This window comes from Streptococcus criceti HS-6, assembly GCF_000187975.2.
Classification (GTDB): Bacteria; Bacillota; Bacilli; order Lactobacillales; family Streptococcaceae; genus Streptococcus; species Streptococcus criceti.
Map to the genome: position 1 here is coordinate 1,461,483 of NZ_AEUV02000002.1, position 18,295 is coordinate 1,479,777.

At 45.1% G+C, this 18,295-nt stretch carries 18 protein-coding genes and 1 pseudogene; 15 read left to right on the forward strand and 4 right to left on the reverse strand.

Translation table 11 applies throughout. The features are described from left to right. Nucleotides 1-70 precede the first annotated feature (70 nt). The gene (locus STRCR_RS06815; protein WP_004229903.1) at nt 71-898 is read left to right on the forward strand and encodes an amino acid ABC transporter substrate-binding protein; all 828 of its coding nucleotides are present in this window, start codon (nt 71-73) and stop codon (nt 896-898) included. Between the two features lie 391 nt (nt 899-1,289). Here the strand turns inward: STRCR_RS06815 and pepV are convergent, their stop codons facing one another. Then, on the reverse strand, nt 1,290-2,702 hold the full coding sequence (pepV, locus tag STRCR_RS06820; protein WP_004226651.1) for a dipeptidase PepV: 1,413 nt from the start codon (nt 2,700-2,702) through the stop codon (nt 1,290-1,292). 265 nt (nt 2,703-2,967) lie between these two features. On the opposite strand from pepV, the gene STRCR_RS06825 reads away from it, so the two are divergent. The 6 genes from STRCR_RS06825 to STRCR_RS06845 all read left to right on the forward strand — a co-directional run bounded on the left by STRCR_RS06825 (nt 2,968) and on the right by STRCR_RS06845 (nt 7,713). Then, complete coding sequence (locus STRCR_RS06825; RefSeq protein WP_004228118.1) at nt 2,968-3,816, forward strand: transporter substrate-binding domain-containing protein; 849 nt, start codon at nt 2,968-2,970, stop codon at nt 3,814-3,816. Nucleotides 3,817-3,828: 12 nt separating this feature from the next. Next, on the forward strand, nt 3,829-4,311 hold the full coding sequence (locus STRCR_RS06830) for a GNAT family N-acetyltransferase (RefSeq protein ID WP_004227998.1): 483 nt from the start codon (nt 3,829-3,831) through the stop codon (nt 4,309-4,311). A gap of 1 nt (nt 4,312) precedes the next feature. Beyond that, nucleotides 4,313-4,483: a hypothetical protein gene (locus STRCR_RS12205; RefSeq protein ID WP_004228936.1), complete on the forward strand. Its 171-nt coding sequence runs from the start codon at nt 4,313-4,315 to the stop codon at nt 4,481-4,483. Further along, the gene (locus STRCR_RS06835) at nt 4,473-5,429 is read left to right on the forward strand and encodes a glutathione S-transferase family protein (RefSeq protein WP_004229579.1); all 957 of its coding nucleotides are present in this window, start codon (nt 4,473-4,475) and stop codon (nt 5,427-5,429) included. Before STRCR_RS12205 ends, STRCR_RS06835 begins: the two co-directional genes overlap by 11 nt. 16 nt (nt 5,430-5,445) lie before the next feature. After that, the gene (locus STRCR_RS06840) at nt 5,446-6,483 is read left to right on the forward strand and encodes a glutathione S-transferase C-terminal domain-containing protein (RefSeq protein ID WP_004226521.1); all 1,038 of its coding nucleotides are present in this window, start codon (nt 5,446-5,448) and stop codon (nt 6,481-6,483) included. Nucleotides 6,484-6,573: 90 nt separating this feature from the next. Further along, nucleotides 6,574-7,713 (forward strand): amidohydrolase, encoded by a 1,140-nt coding sequence (locus STRCR_RS06845; protein WP_004228630.1) that lies wholly within the window; start codon nt 6,574-6,576, stop codon nt 7,711-7,713. 286 nt (nt 7,714-7,999) lie between these two features. Here STRCR_RS06845 and STRCR_RS06850 read toward each other — a convergent pair whose 3' ends face one another. After that, nucleotides 8,000-8,389 (reverse strand): hypothetical protein, encoded by a 390-nt coding sequence (locus tag STRCR_RS06850; RefSeq protein ID WP_004229356.1) that lies wholly within the window; start codon nt 8,387-8,389, stop codon nt 8,000-8,002. A 187-nt stretch (nt 8,390-8,576) separates the two neighbouring features. Between STRCR_RS06850 and mvk the strand changes: the two genes are divergently transcribed. The 6 genes and pseudogenes from mvk to STRCR_RS11740 all read left to right on the forward strand — a co-directional run bounded on the left by mvk (nt 8,577) and on the right by STRCR_RS11740 (nt 14,339). Beyond that, nucleotides 8,577-9,455 (forward strand): mevalonate kinase, encoded by an 879-nt coding sequence (gene mvk / locus STRCR_RS06855; RefSeq protein ID WP_040804553.1) that lies wholly within the window; start codon nt 8,577-8,579, stop codon nt 9,453-9,455. Then, nucleotides 9,437-10,381 carry a diphosphomevalonate decarboxylase gene (gene mvaD, locus STRCR_RS06860; RefSeq protein WP_004228298.1) on the forward strand — a complete coding sequence of 315 codons (945 nt, stop codon included), beginning with the start codon at nt 9,437-9,439 and terminating at the stop codon, nt 10,379-10,381. Before mvk ends, mvaD begins: the two co-directional genes overlap by 19 nt. Next, complete coding sequence (locus STRCR_RS06865; protein WP_004229384.1) at nt 10,374-11,372, forward strand: phosphomevalonate kinase; 999 nt, start codon at nt 10,374-10,376, stop codon at nt 11,370-11,372. Before mvaD ends, STRCR_RS06865 begins: the two co-directional genes overlap by 8 nt. Next, nucleotides 11,369-12,364, forward strand: coding sequence for a type 2 isopentenyl-diphosphate Delta-isomerase (fni, locus tag STRCR_RS06870; protein WP_004229846.1), 996 nt, complete (start codon nt 11,369-11,371; stop codon nt 12,362-12,364). The genes STRCR_RS06865 and fni overlap by 4 nt, the downstream gene beginning before the upstream one ends. 80 nt (nt 12,365-12,444) lie before the next feature. Next, a complete protein-coding gene (locus tag STRCR_RS06875; RefSeq protein WP_004229202.1) occupies nt 12,445-12,669 on the forward strand; it encodes a DUF4649 family protein in 225 nt (74 codons plus the stop codon). Between the two features lie 144 nt (nt 12,670-12,813). After that, nucleotides 12,814-14,339, forward strand: a pseudogene (locus STRCR_RS11740) (IS1182 family transposase). Nucleotides 14,340-14,422: 83 nt separating this feature from the next. Here STRCR_RS11740 and trhA read toward each other — a convergent pair. Both trhA and STRCR_RS06895 read right to left on the reverse strand, forming a co-directional pair. Then, nucleotides 14,423-15,076 (reverse strand): PAQR family membrane homeostasis protein TrhA, encoded by a 654-nt coding sequence (trhA, locus tag STRCR_RS06890; protein ID WP_004229538.1) that lies wholly within the window; start codon nt 15,074-15,076, stop codon nt 14,423-14,425. Then, complete coding sequence (locus STRCR_RS06895; protein WP_004225821.1) at nt 15,048-15,512, reverse strand: DUF1836 domain-containing protein; 465 nt, start codon at nt 15,510-15,512, stop codon at nt 15,048-15,050. Before STRCR_RS06895 ends, trhA begins: the two co-directional genes overlap by 29 nt. Before the next feature lie 160 nt (nt 15,513-15,672). Between STRCR_RS06895 and STRCR_RS06900 the strand changes: the two genes are divergently transcribed. Then, nucleotides 15,673-15,879, forward strand: a complete 207-nt coding sequence (locus tag STRCR_RS06900) for a DUF6440 family protein (protein ID WP_004226344.1) — start codon at nt 15,673-15,675, stop codon at nt 15,877-15,879. A gap of 545 nt (nt 15,880-16,424) precedes the next feature. After that, entirely contained in the window at nt 16,425-18,263 is a 1,839-nt protein-coding gene (locus tag STRCR_RS06910) for an acyltransferase family protein (RefSeq protein ID WP_004226306.1), read from the forward strand. Nucleotides 18,264-18,295 lie beyond the last annotated feature (32 nt).

Below are 18,295 nucleotides of genomic sequence, written 5' to 3' on the forward strand. Positions count from 1 at the left end.
TGATGGCTGTGTGGTGATTAAGCCATTTTCACATGTCATCTTGCTGAAGAATTAGAAGAAGGAGTATTCTATGCGATTTAAAAAATTATTAGGACTTGTCGGTCTGGGACTATCATTGGTTTTCATCGTCAGCGGCTGCTCAAAAGCTTCCTCAGGGAAGAGGACTGTTACCTTTGCGACCGTTGGGACTACTCGGCCCTTTTCTTATCAAAATAAACAGGGCAAGTTAACTGGTTTCGATGTTGAGTTAGCCAGAGAGATCTTCAAGGGGTCTAAGGACTATCGATTGAAAATTCAGCAGATTGAGGGTGATAATATCTACTCCGGTCTGGATTCTGCCAAATTTGATTTTGTCGGCAATAATCTCAGCTATACTAAGGAGAGGGGCAAGAAGTATCTCTATTCCTATCCAACGGCTGCAACTCCTTCGGTTTTAGTTGTCCCTAAGGACAGCGCGATCAAGTCTTTCGATGATATCGGAGGCCACACCAGCCCTGTTGTTCAAGGAACTACGGGGGCCAGTCAGCTGGAGGATTTTAATAAGAAGCATCCAGATAACCCAGCTAAATTAAAGTACAGTGAAGAAAATATTACCCAGATGCTGACGGGGCTCAACGATGGCAAGTATGATTTCAAGATTTTCGATGCCCCATCCGTCAATAGTATTATCAAGTCTCAGGGGCTCACTAATCTCAAAACGATTGATTTAAAATCTTCGGAAAAACCCTATATTTATTACCTCTTCACCAGTGATAACAAAGACTTACAGGCCTTTGTCAATAAACGCATTAAAGCCTTGCAAAAGGGTGGCACATTGGATCGATTAAATAAGAAATTCTTAGGCGGTGACTATGCTCCAAGCAGTAAGGATTTAGTCGTCCCCAATAAGTCTAAGTAATGAACTGTACAAACTGTACATAGTCTGCCAGTTCCCGCCGTGGGAGTGGGCTCAACTCCAAAATTGAAAATTTTGGTTCTCACCACATCCTGTTTTAAGGTGGTGACCTGAAACGGTCTCTTCCAAGACCGTTTTGACACTTGCTTTGCAAGCTTCATTTCCTGGTTAAAAAGGTCTGAGAGACCTTTTTAACCACCATGGATTTTTGAATTGAAATGAGCTGAATATTAAATAAAAAACTGTCCGGATTGAAGGAAGCGGGCAGTTTTTGTCTGTGTGGGGCTGGTTTTGGCTTGACAGTCCAGTCCTGCTAGCGATGCTAGCGCTGGATTTTGAGGCTGATGGGCTTAGGTCAACTTGAAGTTTGATGAGTGCTGATGTTAGGGAGATCTCAGTCCGCCCTGATCTTAGTGCCTTCAACCGTGCAGAGACGGTAGAGGGCTTGGGCATAAATGATGGTAGCTTGCCAGAGCTCTTCTAATTTTATGCCTTCATTGGGCTGGTGGAGTGTATGGATGGACCAAGGAAAGGCGGGACCAAAAGAGACTCCGTTTTTTAGGAGACGGCCATAGGTTGAGCCGCCAATGGCCAGTGCTGGGCTGGTGTCGCCAGTCTCCATCTGATAAACATTAAGCAGAGTCTGAATCCTAGGGTCGTCAAGAGCGGTATAGCTTGGCAGAAGGTGGCTTTTCTCGCGTATTTCAAAGCCTGCTTGCTGGGCAAGCTGGTTAAGTTTTTCCTGTAGAGAAGCAAAGATGACGGATTGCGGATACCTGAGATTGACTCCGATTCGGGCTTGTCCCTTTTCAAATGAGAAGACAGCTGGGTTAACGGTCACTTCTCCCAATTCTTGATCCTTGTAGGCGATTCCTAGTTTCTCTCCCTTATTATCTGCAAAAAAGTAGCTGTCAATGAAGTCTAGATAATCCTTGGCAGATGGGTCGAGAGGAAGGGTTCTTAGGAAGTGGGCTAAGTAGAGGGCGGCATTGATACCTTTATCAGGACCAGCACCGTGGGCAGCCAGCCCTTTCAGACTGAGCGTTTGCTGTTGGCCTTGGCGCTGCCAGCTTCCTTCAAGATTAAATCGTTTGAGATAGGCTTGAAAATCATTCTGGAGATTTGTCTGGCCGGTCAGGCGGGCTTGAGCCCAGTCCGGAACAACATTATAAGCCTGACCAGACTCAAAAATTAGGGAAGAAGGGGCCTGTTCGGAATAGGTCTTGTGAAAATCAAAGGAGATGATACCTTTTTCAGCATAAATCAGCGGAAAAATAGCATCGGGAACGAAGCCAAAATCAGGCATAGCTTCCTTGGCAAAGTAGACCTTGACACCGTCCCAGTCGTTTTCCTCATCGGTTCCGTAGATGAGGCGAATCCGCTGGTTGAGTGATAAACCAGCGTCGAGAATCATTTTTAAGGCATAATAGGCCGCTAGGGTGGGGCCCTTATCATCAGAAACCCCGCGGCCGTAGAGCCAACCATTTTTTTGGGTTAGATTGAAAGGGGCTGTTTGCCAGTCGTTTTCTTGAACTGGGACGACATCCAAGTGGGAGAGGATACCAAAAATCGTCTGCCCTTGACCGACTTCCAGATGGCCGGCAACGTTATCTATGATTTGCGTCTTAAAGCCGTCCCGTTCTCCTAGGGCCATCATGTAGGTTAGAGCATCTTTGACTGGCTGACCGAAAGGAGCACTCTCATCAGCACTGGCAGCGTCTTTGACAGATGGAATGGCAATCAATCCTGTTAAATCCTGCAAAAAGTTTTCTTTATAGCTTTCTAGTAAGGTTTCCCAATTTGGCATAGCGTCCTCCCTAAATTATAACTAGGTCTGACTTTAGGGGGGGATATTAGGCAGTCGAACTCTGAACCAAAGGTCTTGATGGCAGCGGCTATCCCCAAGTCAAACTTGTTGAATTTTATCTATTATCTTACATCAAAAATTATGATGAGGGAGCTTCTGCCTCTATAAAGTTTTTTTATAGCGAGCCATAAAAAAGAGTGATTTTTCAAGTCTGTTAGATTGCGGTAAGATAGGGGCAATCATTGCTTAGGAAGTTGGTGTTAGGATGGCAAGTAAAAAGAAGTGGACAATTGCTATAGCAGTTCTGATTGTTTTAGGATTGTTGCTTAGCGTATTTTCCCTAAAGGGGGCCAATCACAAGCAGGCAGTCAAGCAGACGACAGTGACCGTAGCAACCTCTGGCGGTCCCAAACCCTTTACTTATACCGATGGCAAGGATCAGCTGACGGGGCAGAATATCGAACTGCTCAAGGCAGTTTTTAAAAAGCTGCCCCAATATAAGCTAAAACTCGAGAAGACGGAATTTGATTCAATCTTCTCAGGTCTTAATTCTGGCCGCTATCAGATGGGGGTTAATAATATTGCCAAGAATGCAGAGCGGCAGAAGAACTATCTCTTTTCTGACCCTATGTTCAAGAATGCTTATGTGGTTATCTACAAGTCTGGCAGCAAGGCGGCTAAAAAGGCTGATTCTTGGGATGATCTGGCTGGTCATTCAACGGTAGGGGCTACGGGTGTTAATACCTCAACGGCTATCGAAGATTTTAATAAGAAGCATCCTGACAAGAAGATTAACCTAAACTATAGCGAGGAAGACTTATCTAGTCAGCTGCAGGGCGTTGAATCTGGCAAGTACGATTTTTTGCTTATGGATAAACCGATGTTTGAATACTATCAAAAAGAATTAGGACTCAATCTGGTCGGTAAACCTGTCACTGGTTCCCTGCAAAAGGAGCTGCTGGCCGAACCTTATAGCTATTTTGTCTTTGCCAAGGACCAGAAACAGCTGCAAAAGGATGTCAACAAGGCCCTCAAAGAGGTCATAAAAGATGGCACCTCGAAAAAGATTAACCAAAAATATTTCGATGAGGACTACTCACCAAGTTACAAGTAGGAGGCGTTTGGTATGGCATTTAACTATCAGATTGAAACCGATCCTCAATCAGTTGACTACGACCAAGTGACAGCTGTCCTGCAGAGTGCTGGTCTCAGTCAATCGAGCAGCCAAGAGCATGAAAAAGCTTTTAAAAACAGCGATATTACCATCTTTATAAAGGACGGTCAAGAGGTGATTGGCGTCGGCCGAGCGCTGACGGACTTTGTTTCTCAAGGGGCTATCTATAACGTGGCTGTCGCTCCCGATTATCAGGGCCAAGGAGTAGGGCATATCATTATTACAGGACTTTTGGAGCGCCTCCAAGGTATTAATGTCATCCTATATACTCATCCGCAGACCCTTAAGCTTTATGAAAAATATGGCTTTCGCCGCAACAAGACGGCCTTTGTGCATTTTGAACACAGCAGTCCGGAAGGTCGTCAGTGGATGGAAGATGAGGGCTTCTTTTTACCCGAAGGCTACCGTTTTGAAAGTGAAGTGGGGAGGTATTAGGATGTCACTTTTGAAAAAACATTTAAAAAAACATGGTGGAGAAAGCATGGACCAGATCTGGCTGGCCTTCATTTTCCAAGAATTGCAGGCCATGGGTTACGGTCAGGATGTACCTGAGTCCTTGGTTGGTCCAATCCCAGAAATTCCAAGGAGGGAAGCCTATGCCAACTAGTTTTGTTGCTAAAGAAGTTGATAAAGAGGGAAATTTCCGCCGTCAAAAGACTCGGTTTACCAGACCTTTTGGCACTGGACCAGATCAGCTACCTGTCGAGAAAAATCGCTATCGGCTTCTGGTCTCTTATGCCTGCCCTTGGGCCCATAGGCAGTTGATTGCGCTCAAGTTATTGGGCTTAGAAGATGCTGTCAGTGTCGGAGTCGTAGATCCTGTTCGGCCGACAGATGTTAAGCGGACGGACTGGGCTTTCACCCTAGATCCTGATGGTAAGGATCCTGTCTTAGGGATTCGCTACCTAAGTGAGATATATTTGAGGACAGACCCTAACTATCAGGGACGCTTTACGGTGCCAGCTCTAGTCGATTTAAAAACAGGGCAGTTGGCCAATAACGACTTTTATAATCTGCTCAAAATTTGGGAGACTGACTGGCGGCCTTTGCATAAGGAGGGGGCTCCAGACCTCTATCCAGCTGAGCTGGCGAATGAGATTGACGCACTTAATGAAGTTATTTTTCATGATATCAACAATGGTGTCTATAAGGCGGGCTTCGCGGGCAGTCAGGCTGCTTACGAAGCTGCTTACGACCGGCTCTTTGCACGGCTGGATGACTTGGAAGAACGCCTGAGTCATTCTCGATTCTTGTTTGGTGATCAGATTAGGGACACAGATATTCGCCTCTATGTCAGCCTAGCTCGATTTGATGCTGCTTATTACAACGGCTTTCGCTGCAATCGCAACCGACTAATTGATTTTCCCAATCTCTGGGCCTATGCTAGGGACTTGTACAGTCTGCCTGCTTTTAAGGAAACCACTCATTTCGACCATATTAAAAAGCACTACCATCTCAGTGCTGTTGACAATCCGCATCAGATTCTTCCCAAAGGACCAGATACGACGGAATGGCTAAAACCACAGGATCGTGCGATCAGACGTTACCACTAGAAAAGAGGTTATGACTATGACAAAACATACGCATGCAATCAAACCCGTTACCTTAAAAATTCGTCCAGTTGAAACAAAGACAGAAATAGATGATCGCGGTGCCTTCCAGCGTCAGCCCAATCATTTCACCCGCCCTTTTGGTGATGGTCCTAATGATTTGAAAGCACAAGCTGGCAAATACCGTCTCTTCTGGGCTCGGGGCTGTCACTGGTCCAATCGGGCGTCAATCGTTCGTGAGCTCCTAGGCCTAGAGGATGTTATCTCCATCAATCAAGTCGGCCACACGGACGATCCCGACCGCCGTAAGTATGGCTGGGAATTCGCCTATGATGCCGATGGCAGAGATCCTGTCACTGGCGCTGAGTATCTGGCTGAATTTTACTATCGGGCAGATCCTGACTATGCTGGCCGAACAACAGTCCCAGCCCTGATTGATGTCGATAAGCAGGAGGTCGTCAACAACGACTATCATCGTTTAACCAACTATTTTGAAGTGGCTTTCAAGCCTTTCCAAAAGCCCGATGCGCCTAATCTTTATCCAGAAGCCCTGAGAGATGATATCGATAATTTTAATGATCAGGTCCTTTTTCCCTTTGTTAACAATGGGGTCTATCGAATGATGTTTGCCCAATCCTTAGTGGCCTATCAAGAGGCCTTTGACGACTTTTTTAATACTCTGGACATTATTGAAAAGCGGTTGGCCACCCAGCGTTTTCTTTTTGGCGATTATGTCACCGATTCGGATGTCCGTCTCTATGTGACTTTGGCGCGCTTTGATACCCATTATTATCGCAATTTGGGTCCAATCAAGCATCGGATTGTTGATTACCCAAATATCTGGGGTTACGCGAGAGATTTGTACGCAATACCAGCCTTTAAGAACAATACTTATTTTCATGATATTGCCCGTGGCTGGGATACCAAGAAAGAGAAGCTCTTTGTCGATTTCAACTCCCGCTTTGCCGATGACATAGATTTTGATGCTCAGTGGTCTCAACCGCACAATCGGCACTATCTGTCAAAAACGCCAGAGCAGAAGTTCCTAGTTGATTAGGTAAGCATGGAATAAGTAGAGGAAAATGCCTGTGATGGGGAAATTCCCCGAAAACTAGCAATGTTTAAAATGTTACGGAAGGAGGATGTTATGCCAGCAGACTTTTATGAAAAATTAGCTCAGACCCGCCATTATATCCACGCTCACCCAGAAATTTCGGAACAAGAGCATGCGACAACAGCCTTTCTCAAATCTTATCTGGCCGATTTAGGGATTGAAGCGCTGAATTATCCTCTGAAAACGGGTTTGATTGCTGAGATTGGTTCTGGTCACCCCATTATTGCTCTGCGGGCAGACATTGATGCCCTGCCGATTCAGGAAAATACTGGTCTCGACTATGCTAGTGACAACGGTGCCATGCACGCCTGCGGTCATGATTTTCACCAGACCAGCCTGCTGGGGGCCGCAGAAATCTTGAAGGAGCGGGAAAATGAATTGAAAGGGACTGTTCGTCTGATCTTTCAACCAGCCGAAGAAAACTTCCAAGGTGCCTATCAGGTGATTGAGGTCGGTGGCCTTGACGGTGTTGCTGCCATTGTTGGCTATCATAATTACCCCCATCTTAAGCCTGGTCAGCTGGGGTTAAAAAGCGGTGCTATCATGGCAGGTGTCGAACAGTTTGAAGTGACTGTTGAGGGTGTTTCCTCCCATGCCGCACGGCCGGATTTGGGCGTGGATACGGTTTTAGCGGTAACGACCATGGTTAATAATCTTCAAGCTATTGTTGCTAGGACGGTCTCCCCCTTTGATTCAGCTGTTCTGTCTGTTACCCATATTGATGTCGGAACGACTTGGAATGTCCTACCAGCCAAGGGGTTTTTTGAAGGAACTATACGAACATTTGCCCCCCAAGTTCGCTTGGAAGTCATCGAACAGTTTGAGCGGGTAATTCATACGACTGCCGAACAATTCGGAGCTCAAGTAGCCATCAAGTGGGGGAATTCGCCTAAGGTGACCTTCAATGATCAAACTATTACACCTCTAATCATTGAGCATTCTAAATCTTTTGCAGAGGTGGTTGAAACCCTGCCATCGACTGGTGGGGAAGACTTTGCGGCCTATCAGGAACGGATTCCCGGAGTCTTTGCTCTTATCGGCTCTAATGGTGAAGCAGGGGCACCCGACTGGCACCATGATGATTTTATTGTCAAGGATAAAGCCCTCCCTGTCGCTGTCAATTATTTTGTTGAATCGGCTGTTAAGCTGTTGGCATATTATCAAGCCAACTAAACGATATGGATAGCATAGAAAAAATAGGCTGAGATAAAAGTTCTCAGCCTTATGATTTGATCAATTTTATTTGCTAGGCGCAGTGGTTGATTGGACGTCCTAAACCTTTTCTCTGCAAGTGTTAGCGGTCATCCTAATCAACTGTGCGGAGGTGGGACAGAAGTCAATTTATATAAAAAATCGACTTCTGCCCCACTCTCTTCTACCTAAGCTTTAAAATAAGGAAGCGAGAACACGAATGATTGATTTCTATCCTGCTCTCTCTTTATGGTACAACATGCTTACATTAAAATTGTCCTGGTGTCGGTAGGTTGAAATTCTTCAAACTTGCTAGATAGATAGAACCACCGATAATAGCAAGGATACCGCCGATCCATCCAAAGAAAGGGATGAGAGAGATGGCACCGCCGACAATAAGCAGAACGCTTGGTGCTGCCGAAACACGATTGTCATCTTTATAATAAACGGCCCCGACGATACCGAGGATGAGGACAGCCAATTTGACGATGTAAATAAAAATCGTCACTAAAATTGTTACTGTTGGGACATCGCTCTCAACTTCAGCACCTGCAGCACCAATGATAAACAAAATGGCAAAGAGGAGGAAGATACCAGCGACAAGACCAACGATTCCATTAATCGTGGCCAGTGTTTTAGTTTTTGTATTAGTGTTCATGTAAAATTCCTTTCTAGTCATCATTATAAGGGTCTTTGAGGGCTCTGTCAATATCACTTGACAGATTCCAGTTCCCTTGTGCTGCGCAAATTTCCTCCTTGCGACCGAAGCTTTTTAGAGCTTGAGGTCGCTTTTTTTGCTTTTTTAAGCTAAAATATTAGAAGAAATAGAACGAAAGAAATTGATGATGACGCAGAAAATTGGAATTGGAAGAGCTCACAGCAAGATTATTTTAATCGGTGAGCATTCAGTGGTATATGGCTATTCAGCTATTGCACTTCCTCTCAAAAACATCGAAGTGGTCTGTCAGGTGCAGGCTTCCGAAGCCCCCTTGACTATTAACATTGACGATCCTCTGTCTACAGCGGTTTTGGCCGCTTTGGAATTTTTGGACCGCTCGGATCAAAATATTTCAGTCAAGATCGAGTCTAATGTTCCTGCTAAGCGGGGGATGGGGTCGTCAGCAGCAGTAGCTATCGCAGCTATTCGGGCGGTTTTTGATTATTTTGATCAGCCCCTATCTATTTTAGATTTGGAAATGCTGGCCAATCAAGCGGAAATTATTGCCCATGAAAATCCCAGTGGTCTGGACGCTAAGACGTGTCTCAGTGACACAGCGATAAAGTTCATTCGCAATCTAGGTTTTTCAGAAATGGCTATTGATCTGGGTGCCTGTCTGGTGATTGCCGATACAGGAATTCACGGGCATACCAGAGAGGCTGTAGCCAAGGTTCGTGAGTTGGAAGAGAAAGCCCTGCCCTATTTGCATCATTTGGGGAACTTAGCCAATGCTATCGAGGTTGGGATTCTAGCTAAAGACCTCAGCGTTATCGGTCAGGCTATGAACCGTGCCCATCAAGAATTGGATCGGCTGGGGGTTTCTAGCCCAGAGGCCAACCATCTGGTCCAAGTTGCTCAAAGCCGAGGAGCTATGGGAGCTAAGATGTCTGGCGGTGGTCTGGGCGGCTGTATTATTGCCCTCTGCCGTAATCAAGAGCAGGCTGAAACCCTAGCCTTAGAACTCGAAAAAGAAGGAGCCGTAAACACGTGGATAGAAAATCTGTAAGTGTAAAATCCTATGCCAACATTGCTATTGTTAAGTATTGGGGGAAAGCTGATGCGGAGAAGATGATACCAGCGACCAGCAGTATCTCGCTGACCTTGGAAAATATGTACACCAAGACCGACCTGTCCTTTTTACCCGAGGGAGCTCGAGGCGATGAATTTTATATCGGCGGAGTTCTGCAAAGCCCGCAGGAACATGCTAAGATGACTACGATTATTGACTTTTTCCGCAAGGAGGGTCAGCCCTTTGTCAAGATTGAAACCAGCAATAATATGCCAACCGCAGCAGGACTTTCCTCAAGTTCCAGCGGCCTTTCGGCCTTGGTCAAGGCCTGCAACCAGCTCTTTGACTTTGGACTCAGTCAAAAGGAACTAGTTCAGTATGCCAAGTTTGCTTCTGGATCCTCGGCACGGTCCTTTTTTGGACCGCTGTCTGCTTGGGACAAGGACTCGGGTGAGATTTACCAGATCAAGACCGATTTGGATTTGGCCATGATTATGCTGGTGCTCAATGACCAGCCAAAGACGATTTCCAGCCGAGAAGGGATGAAACGCTGTGCAGAAACGTCGAGCGATTTTCAGGACTGGGTAGAGCAGTCGGTCCTTGATTATCAGGCCATGCTGGGCTACCTGACTGCTAATGATTTTGCCAAGGTTGGCCAATTGGCAGAAGAAAATGCTCTGAGAATGCATGCGACGACAAGGTCAGCCCATCCGCCTTTTTCTTATTTGACAGAAGAATCCTATCAGGCTATGGATTTCGTTAGAAGTCTGCGTGAACAGGGATATGATTGTTATTTCACCATGGATGCAGGACCTAATGTTAAGGTTCTCTGTCAGACCAAAGATTTGGATAGGCTGGCTCAAATTTTGGGGCAGCATTACCGCACCATTGTATCAAAGACCAAGGACCCAGCCCATGACTAAGTATGCTGTTAAAACTGGTGGCAAGCTCTATCTGGCCGGTGAATACGCTATCCTGACACCTGGCCAGCAGGCCTTGATTAAAAACATTCCCATTTATCTAACGGGGGAAATCGATACAGCAAGAGACTATCAGCTCTATTCGGATATGTTTGACTATGCGGTTGGTTTGGAAACAGATGATAACTACAGCCTGATTCAGGAAACTATCGCAGTTGTTCACGACTTTATTAAGAGTCAGGGGCTCGAGCCTCATCCCTTTCGTCTGTCTATCACAGGCAAGCTCGAAAAAGATGGCAAGAAGTTTGGAATTGGCTCCAGCGGCAGTGTGACCATCTTAGTCGTTAAGGCTTTAGCTGCTTTTTATGAACAGGACTGGTCAGTTGATTTGATTTTTAAATTAGCGACCTATGTTCTTCTTAAGCGTGGCGATAACGGTTCGATGGGGGACTTGGCCTGTATTGCCTATGAGGATTTGGTCCTCTTTAAAGCTTTTGACCGAGCTCAGGTACGTTCTTGGATTGCAGAGGAAAGTCTGGTGGACGTTCTGGCTAAAGATTGGGGATACCAGATTGAGATCATTAAACCTGCTCTCGCTGTTGACTTCCTCGTTGGCTGGACCGGTCAGCCTGCAATCTCTAAGGATATGATTAAGCACGTTAAATCAGCCATCACTGCTGATTTTTTAGAGCAAACACAAGCAGCTGTCAAGACTGCAGCCAGTGGTCTGGAAACTGGGAATAAGGAGCTTATCAAGACGTCCTTGCAAGGAGCCAGTCATCTGCTGAAGGAATTGCACCCTGCCATCTATACCGAGGAACTTTTGGTTTTAGAAGGAGCGGTACAAGATTTAGATGCTGTCGCCAAGTCTTCAGGTTCAGGCGGAGGCGATTGTGGTATTGCCCTATCATTCAATTCAGATGACAGTCAAAAACTTATAGAAAGGTGGCAGGTAGCTGGTATTGAGCTACTATTTTGCCAAGAATCTTTATGACAAATCGAAAAGACCAGCACATCAAGCACGCTCTGGCCTATCAGTCCCCCTACAATAGTTTTGATGACATTGAGCTGATTCAGTCTTCCTTGCCCAAGTATGATTTGGCGGAGATTGATCTGAAAACTCATTTTGCTGGACGGGACTGGGATTTTCCTTTTTATATCAATGCCATGACTGGTGGTTCTGCCAAGGCTAAGGCCGTCAACCAAAAACTTGCCCAAGTGGCGGCGGCTTGTGGTCTGCTTTTTATCACGGGTTCCTATAGCCCGGCCCTGAAAAATCTTAGTGATGATTCTTATGCTGTCCGGTCAGCTGCTCCCGATGTTCTTTTGGGAACCAATATCGGCCTTGATAAGCCTGTTGAATTGGGACAAAAGGCTGTGGAAGCCATGCAGCCCTTACTTTTGCAGCTTCATGTCAATCTCATGCAGGAATTGCTGATGCCAGAAGGGGAGCGAGCATTTAAATCTTGGCGGACTAATCTAGCCGATTATGCCCAAATTATTTCGGTGCCGCTCGTTCTCAAAGAAGTTGGCTTTGGAATGGATAAGAAGGCTGTTCAAGCCGGTCTTGATTTGGGGCTTAAGACCTTTGACATCTCAGGACGCGGCGGCACCAGTTTTGCCTATATTGAGAATCAGCGAGCCGAGCAGGACCGATCCTATCTGAACACTTGGGGCCAATCTACGGTCCAAACCCTCTTAAATCTAGGTGACCTTAGAGAACAAGCCGAAATTTTGGCCAGCGGTGGGGTTAGAAATCCTCTGGATATGGTTAAAGCCTTGGTCCTGGGAGCCAGAGCAGTCGGCCTTTCTCGAACCATGCTTGAGCTCGTTGAGCGCTACCCTCTGGATAAGGCCATCGCTATCGTCAATGGCTGGAAGGAGGACCTGCGGCTGCTGATGTGTGCCCTTAATTGTCGTACTATTGCTGATTTGAGACAGGTTGATTATTTGCTCTATGGCAAATTGGCTCAGGCTAACTCTTGAATTCAGAGGCTAGCAGAAAAGTCAGAATCTTTGACCTCTGGGCTAAAAAGTTTTAGACTAGAGGCAAAGGAGATGATCTCATGATTGAAATGACCTTTAGAGATGCCTATGATATTGAACGTCAGCAGAGCTTTGAAAATCCGAGTGATTTTATCCGAGTTCTTATGGGCTGTTCAACTGTACCGGAGTACTATCCCGTTAAGAGTGTCACTTACAAGGGAAAAGATCTTGGTTTTCATGGAACTTACGGTGAACTCTTTCCAACCTTTGTCGATTTTGATTGGTCGGCTTACGAAGGAGTTTAGACTTATCCATATAGAAAAAGAGTCTGGGACAAAACCTGTTCCGCGGCAGACAAAAAGCAACGGTTTTGATGCCGTTGCTTTTTGCTTTAGTGAGCTAGCCTTGATAAAATAGAGTTGACTAAAACCTACTAGAAAGGCTACCCCATGTATATTCACTATAACACAAATCAAACCACTTTACCACTAGAAACGCGTTCCTTGTTGCCCTCCAATCACCTGGTGTTTACAATTGAAAAGGTGGTTCATGCGCTTGATGATAGTAACTTTGACACCTTTTACCACGACTATGGGCGCCCATCCTACCATCCTAAAATGCTCCTAGCTTCTTTACTGTTTGCTTATACGCAAGGAATTTTCTCTGGGCGTAAAATCGAAAAAATGATGGTAGAAAATATCGCCATGCAGTATCTGACAGGACAACTGGTGGTTTCCTACCGCACCATCAATCGTTTTCGAGTGGCATCTGGTATGGAGAAACTCATTCGTGATTTGTTCATTGACCTCAATCTTCGTTTGAAAATGGAAGAGTTGGTTACTTTGGATTGTCTCTTTATTGATGGGACTAAGATTGAAGCCAACGCCAATAAATACAGCTTTGTTTGGAAGAAAGCACCGATAAGTTTTCAGCCAAACTTCAAGCTAACTTACGCCACTATTTCCAAGAGGAAATTACTCCTCTCATTCAAGAGGCTATCATTTTAGATGAGGAAGAGCCCGTTACTTCCCAACAGTTATCAGAATTCGCTCAGCTCTTGGAGAATGAGTTACAGGCTGTTAACCAAACTATTGAAGAAAATCCTGTTAAAGGTAAGGACGAGCGAAAAGTGAAACGTCGCAAACTCAAGAAAGTCCTGCACAAAGTTCAGAATGACTTTTCTGTGCGGGCTAAAAAATATGAGGCCTACCAAGAGACCTTTGATGGGCGTAACAGTTTTTCTAAGACGGACACAGCTGCCACTTTTATGAGAATGAAGGATGATCACATGAGAAATGGCCAGCTCAAGGCAGGCTATAATCTTCAAATCGCCACTGAAAATCAATTTGTTCTTCACTATGATGTCTTCCCAAATCCTACGGATACCAGAACCCTTTTGCCATTTCTTGAAACCTACCCGCATGAATTGAAGACGGTTGTCGCAGATGCGGGCTACGGCAGTGAGGAGAATTTACTGAAGCTGGATCAACAGGAAATTAACCACTTGATTAAGTACGCCATGTTTGATAAGGAGCAGAAGAAAAAGCACCAACAGTCGGCTAAGAACTTGACCAACTGGCACTATGATGAGACAGAGGACAGCTACACCCATCCTGAAGGCTGGCGCTATCAGTTTCATCATCTCAAGCACCAGAAGACCCCAACTGGTTTTGAACAAGAAATCAAGGTCTATTACGCTGAAGAACCAGATTTAGCTCCTCAAAAGGGGCTCTACATCAACGAACGTTATCAAAAACTCAAAGCTAAAGAATGTCAAGCGCTTTTATCTCCTGAAGGCAGACAGATTTTTGCCCAACGCAAGATTGAGGTGGAACCTGTCTTTGGGCAGATAAAGGCTTGTTTGGGTTACAAGCGATGTCACCTGAGAGGCAAGCAGAAAGTAAACATTGACATGGGATTAGTTCTCATGGCCAACAATCTCCTAAAATACAACAGAAGAACCGTTCAAAACTAAAAAAGAGACTCACAAAAGTGAATCTCTAGTTTTTTTGTCACTGGGAATTGATTTTGTCCCGGACTCTTTTAAGTGCTCTGTATTTAAAGCATACAGTAAACAATAGCAATATATTGCAGGGCCGATGCCAGCAGGATAAAAAGATGCCAGATCATGTGGTCGTAAGGACGTTTACGGGAATAGAAGAAGGCACCTATTGTATAGGAAAGGCCGCCTGCTAACATGAGACTCCAAAAAAGCGGACCAGTCTTGGTGATGATGGCTGGAATGATGAAAATCACCAGCCAGCCCATGAGTAGGTAGAGAAAGAGGCTAAATTTCTCATTGATTTTTTTAGCAAAAATCTTATACAAAATACCAAAGATGGTGGTCCCCCATTGGAGGACGATAATGAGATAACCTAACCAGCCACCGACCAAGGATAAGGCTACCGGGGTGTAGGAGCCAGCGATGGCAATATAGATCATGCTGTGGTCAATAATCCGAAGGACATACTTTTGCGGTGAGGCATACTGCATGGAGTGGTAGATGGTCGAGGACATGAACATGAGAAAGAGGCTGATGACGAAGACCGACATGCCAACCGCTGCCTTAAGTCCAAAGACTTGATAGCTGTAAGAAGCCGTAATCGGTAACAGGACCAGCATAGCTGCCGAACCGACAGCGTGGGTTACAGCATTGGCGACTTCTTCACCGAAGGTTAATTGTTTACTGAGTTTTAGAGTTGCTGTGTTCATGGTGATCTCCTTGAAGATTTTCGGCAAGTTTATGAGTATAGTGGTAGAGTTTCAGAGTTTGACAGGCCGAGACAATCAATTCAGGAATGTCTTGCTCCTTTTCTTCATTCATACAGGCGACAAAGGCGTCATAGCAGGCCTGCGACTGATCGTTAGCTGTTAGTTGTTCCAAAACTTGACTGAGCTCCTGAATAGAAAAGACAGGCTTAAAAGTCGTGATAGCAATCAGACGGGCCAGCTGCTTGCGACTGTATTTTTTCTTGACAGGCTTTTCGACCAGACCGTGCTTGACATAATTGTTAATCATAGAAGCCGTCAGTCCCTTGTCTGTTGCTGTTGCTAACGGCTTAGTGACTTGATTGACGTAGAGCAGGACCTGATCTAAGTAGAGGTCCAGCTGGGGCAAATCAGTCCATTTAGGATAAGTGCTTGTCATTTGTTTAACTACTCCCTATCATCTAGTCTTGATAACTAGATTATACATTTATAAAAAACGAAGGTCAACTAAAAAGTGTGCAAATGATTTTTTAATAGCCATTTAAAATTATGCAGAGGAGCTTTCTGTTATAATAGGTACAAAAATTGGAGGTGTTCTAATGAAATCTAGCAAAGATAAGCGGTTTAAGAAGATATTCTCAGAAAGGGCCGCGATGAATAACATTACTGAGATTTGGATTGATTGCAAGACAGGTGTCAACTATCTATGGCACGGTGCTAGCTCCGGCGGTGGTTTGACGCCTCTCTTGGATAAGGACGGCCAGCCGGTCGTCACACTCGTAGAAGATGGAGATTCTGCCTACTAGTGAATAAGGTCTTTGAAAAATGTCTGAGCATGAGAGGCCGAGGAATTTGTTGGATGATACAAAGCACTGACTGCTTTATCTTTTGCGTTAGCCAGAACAGAATGAAAAGTGACTCATTATTAGGATAGGAATGGGGTCAACTCAAAAATTGAAAATTTTAGTTCTAACCACGACCTAATTTTACGGTGGTGACCTGAAATGGTCTCTCTAAGACCGTTTTTGACACTTGCTTTGCCAAGCTCCATTTCCCGATTAAAAAGGTCTCCTTGACCTTTTTAACCCACCCCCGCATACTCTCAAAGGGGGGTGGGGAGCTTTTGAGGTTGGAAATAAGATGAACGATGTCCATCACATTTGTTTTTTCGCTTTGGTCTTGTGGCAGCAGAAAAACCAACCAGCAGTGTGGAGTCTGGGACAAAAGTCCAGACTCGCCAGAATAATGAGAGCTTTATATTATTTCGATCTTCACTTTTAAACAGATTTGCCTAGTCCGCTATTTTATGTTATATTTTGATGACAACAGCTTTTGCATAAAGGATTGGGACATGAAAAAACGTTACATTACTGGTTTTGACGGCTTGCGAACCATCGGTCTCTTGTCCGTCATTTTTTACCATATTTATCCAGCAATTTTCAAGGGAGGCTATCTTGGCGTCGCGCTCTTCTTTGTACTATCGGGGTATTTGATTACTGATCTGTTGCTGAGAGAGTACGAAGCGACTGGCAAGATTACTGTTAAGGCTTTTCTTTTGCGGCGTTTTAAGCGGCTCTACCCCAATATGATTGCCGTTATGCTTTTGAGCACGGTTTATATGTACTTTTTCCAGCCCAATCTGCTCAATGGCATGCGTCATGTCTTCTTATCCAGTTTTTTCTCGGTTAATAACTGGTGGCAAATTGCTAAAGGGGGGTCTTATTTTGCTAAGTTACTAGCTGAGGCACCGTTTGAGCATTTTTACAGTCTGTCTATCGAAGGGCAATTCTATCTTTTTTGGCCCCTGATCATTATTGTTCTCATGCGGATTTTCCGCAAAAACAGAACGCTCATTTTTAATGTCCTTGATATTATTTTGCTGCTTTCTTTCGTGGAAATGTCTCTGCTTTACAAGGCCCATGTGGACCCGACAAGGATTTACTATGGAACAGATACGCGGCTCTTTTCGATTCTGATGGGGGCAGCTCTGGCCTTTATCTATCCCAGCGACAAGGTTGAAAAGATTAAACTCTCCAGTTGGGACCGTCAAATCTTCAATGGTATGGGCATCATTACTCTGGTAGTCTTGACCATTTGTTTCTTTGCTCTGCCTGACCAAGAGTGGTTCACTTATCGCGGTGGTATGTGGCTCTTTTCCTTTCTCAGCTGTGTCCTGATTGCTATTATCGTTCACCCCAAATTATCGGCCAACAAGTGGCTGTCTAATCCCGTGACCAGCTATCTGGGGACGCGTTCTTATGGGATGTACCTCTGGCAGATTCCAGTTCTGACCTTTGCAGAATTAAAATTGCCTAATCCCAAGTCGCCTCTATCGGTTCTGATTGCGCTAGCTCTGGTTGTCCTGTTGACGGAGATCACTTATCGATTGGTAGAAGTTCCTCTGCGACGCATCACTTGGCAGCAGATTAAGAGCTTTTATCAAGATAAGCGCCATGCTTGGATTTCCCTTGTCAAATGGCCTATCACGCTCTTCGTTTCTTTGGCGGTAGTCGGTGCTCTCTTCTTAGTCTTTACGGCTCCAGACAAGACCTCTGCTCAAAACAAGATTACTGACCACCTCAAGCAAAATGAAGCCAAGATGAAGCAGCAGGGACAGGCACAGCAGGCACCTGGGACGCCAGCAGACCCTGCTATTCTCAATAAGTATGGAATTAGTCAAGAAGAGTACGACATTGTCAACCAAAAGAAGGTTGGCATTCTGGGTGATTCTATGATTGCTATGACTTACGATGATTTGCAGGAAGTTTTTCCCAATGCCTTCTTTGATGGGGCGATCGGTCGTAAGCCTCAGCATACTCTAGAGATGGTTCAAGAGGCAGTAGCCAATCATCCTGACTTAGATACCTTGGTTATTGGTATTGGCATTAACCGGGATGAAAACGGCGGAACCCTGACAGCAGACCAGATTGATCAGGTCATGCAGGCTGCAGGTGGTCGGCAGGTTTACTGGATTAATATCAATTTGGAAAAATCCCAATACTACTGGACCAATGATGTTAACCAAGTGTTGACGGCTGCGGATCAAAAGTATGATAACCTACATATTGTTGATTGGTATGCCACCTCTCATGATAAGGAAGGTCAGTTATTGAGCGAGGATATGACCCACCCTAACGAGCAAGGAGCTGTTGCCTATACCAAGGTGATTGCAGATACTATCTCGAAATAGCATTTTTAAGAGGCTCATTGTCAAGTGTAGTG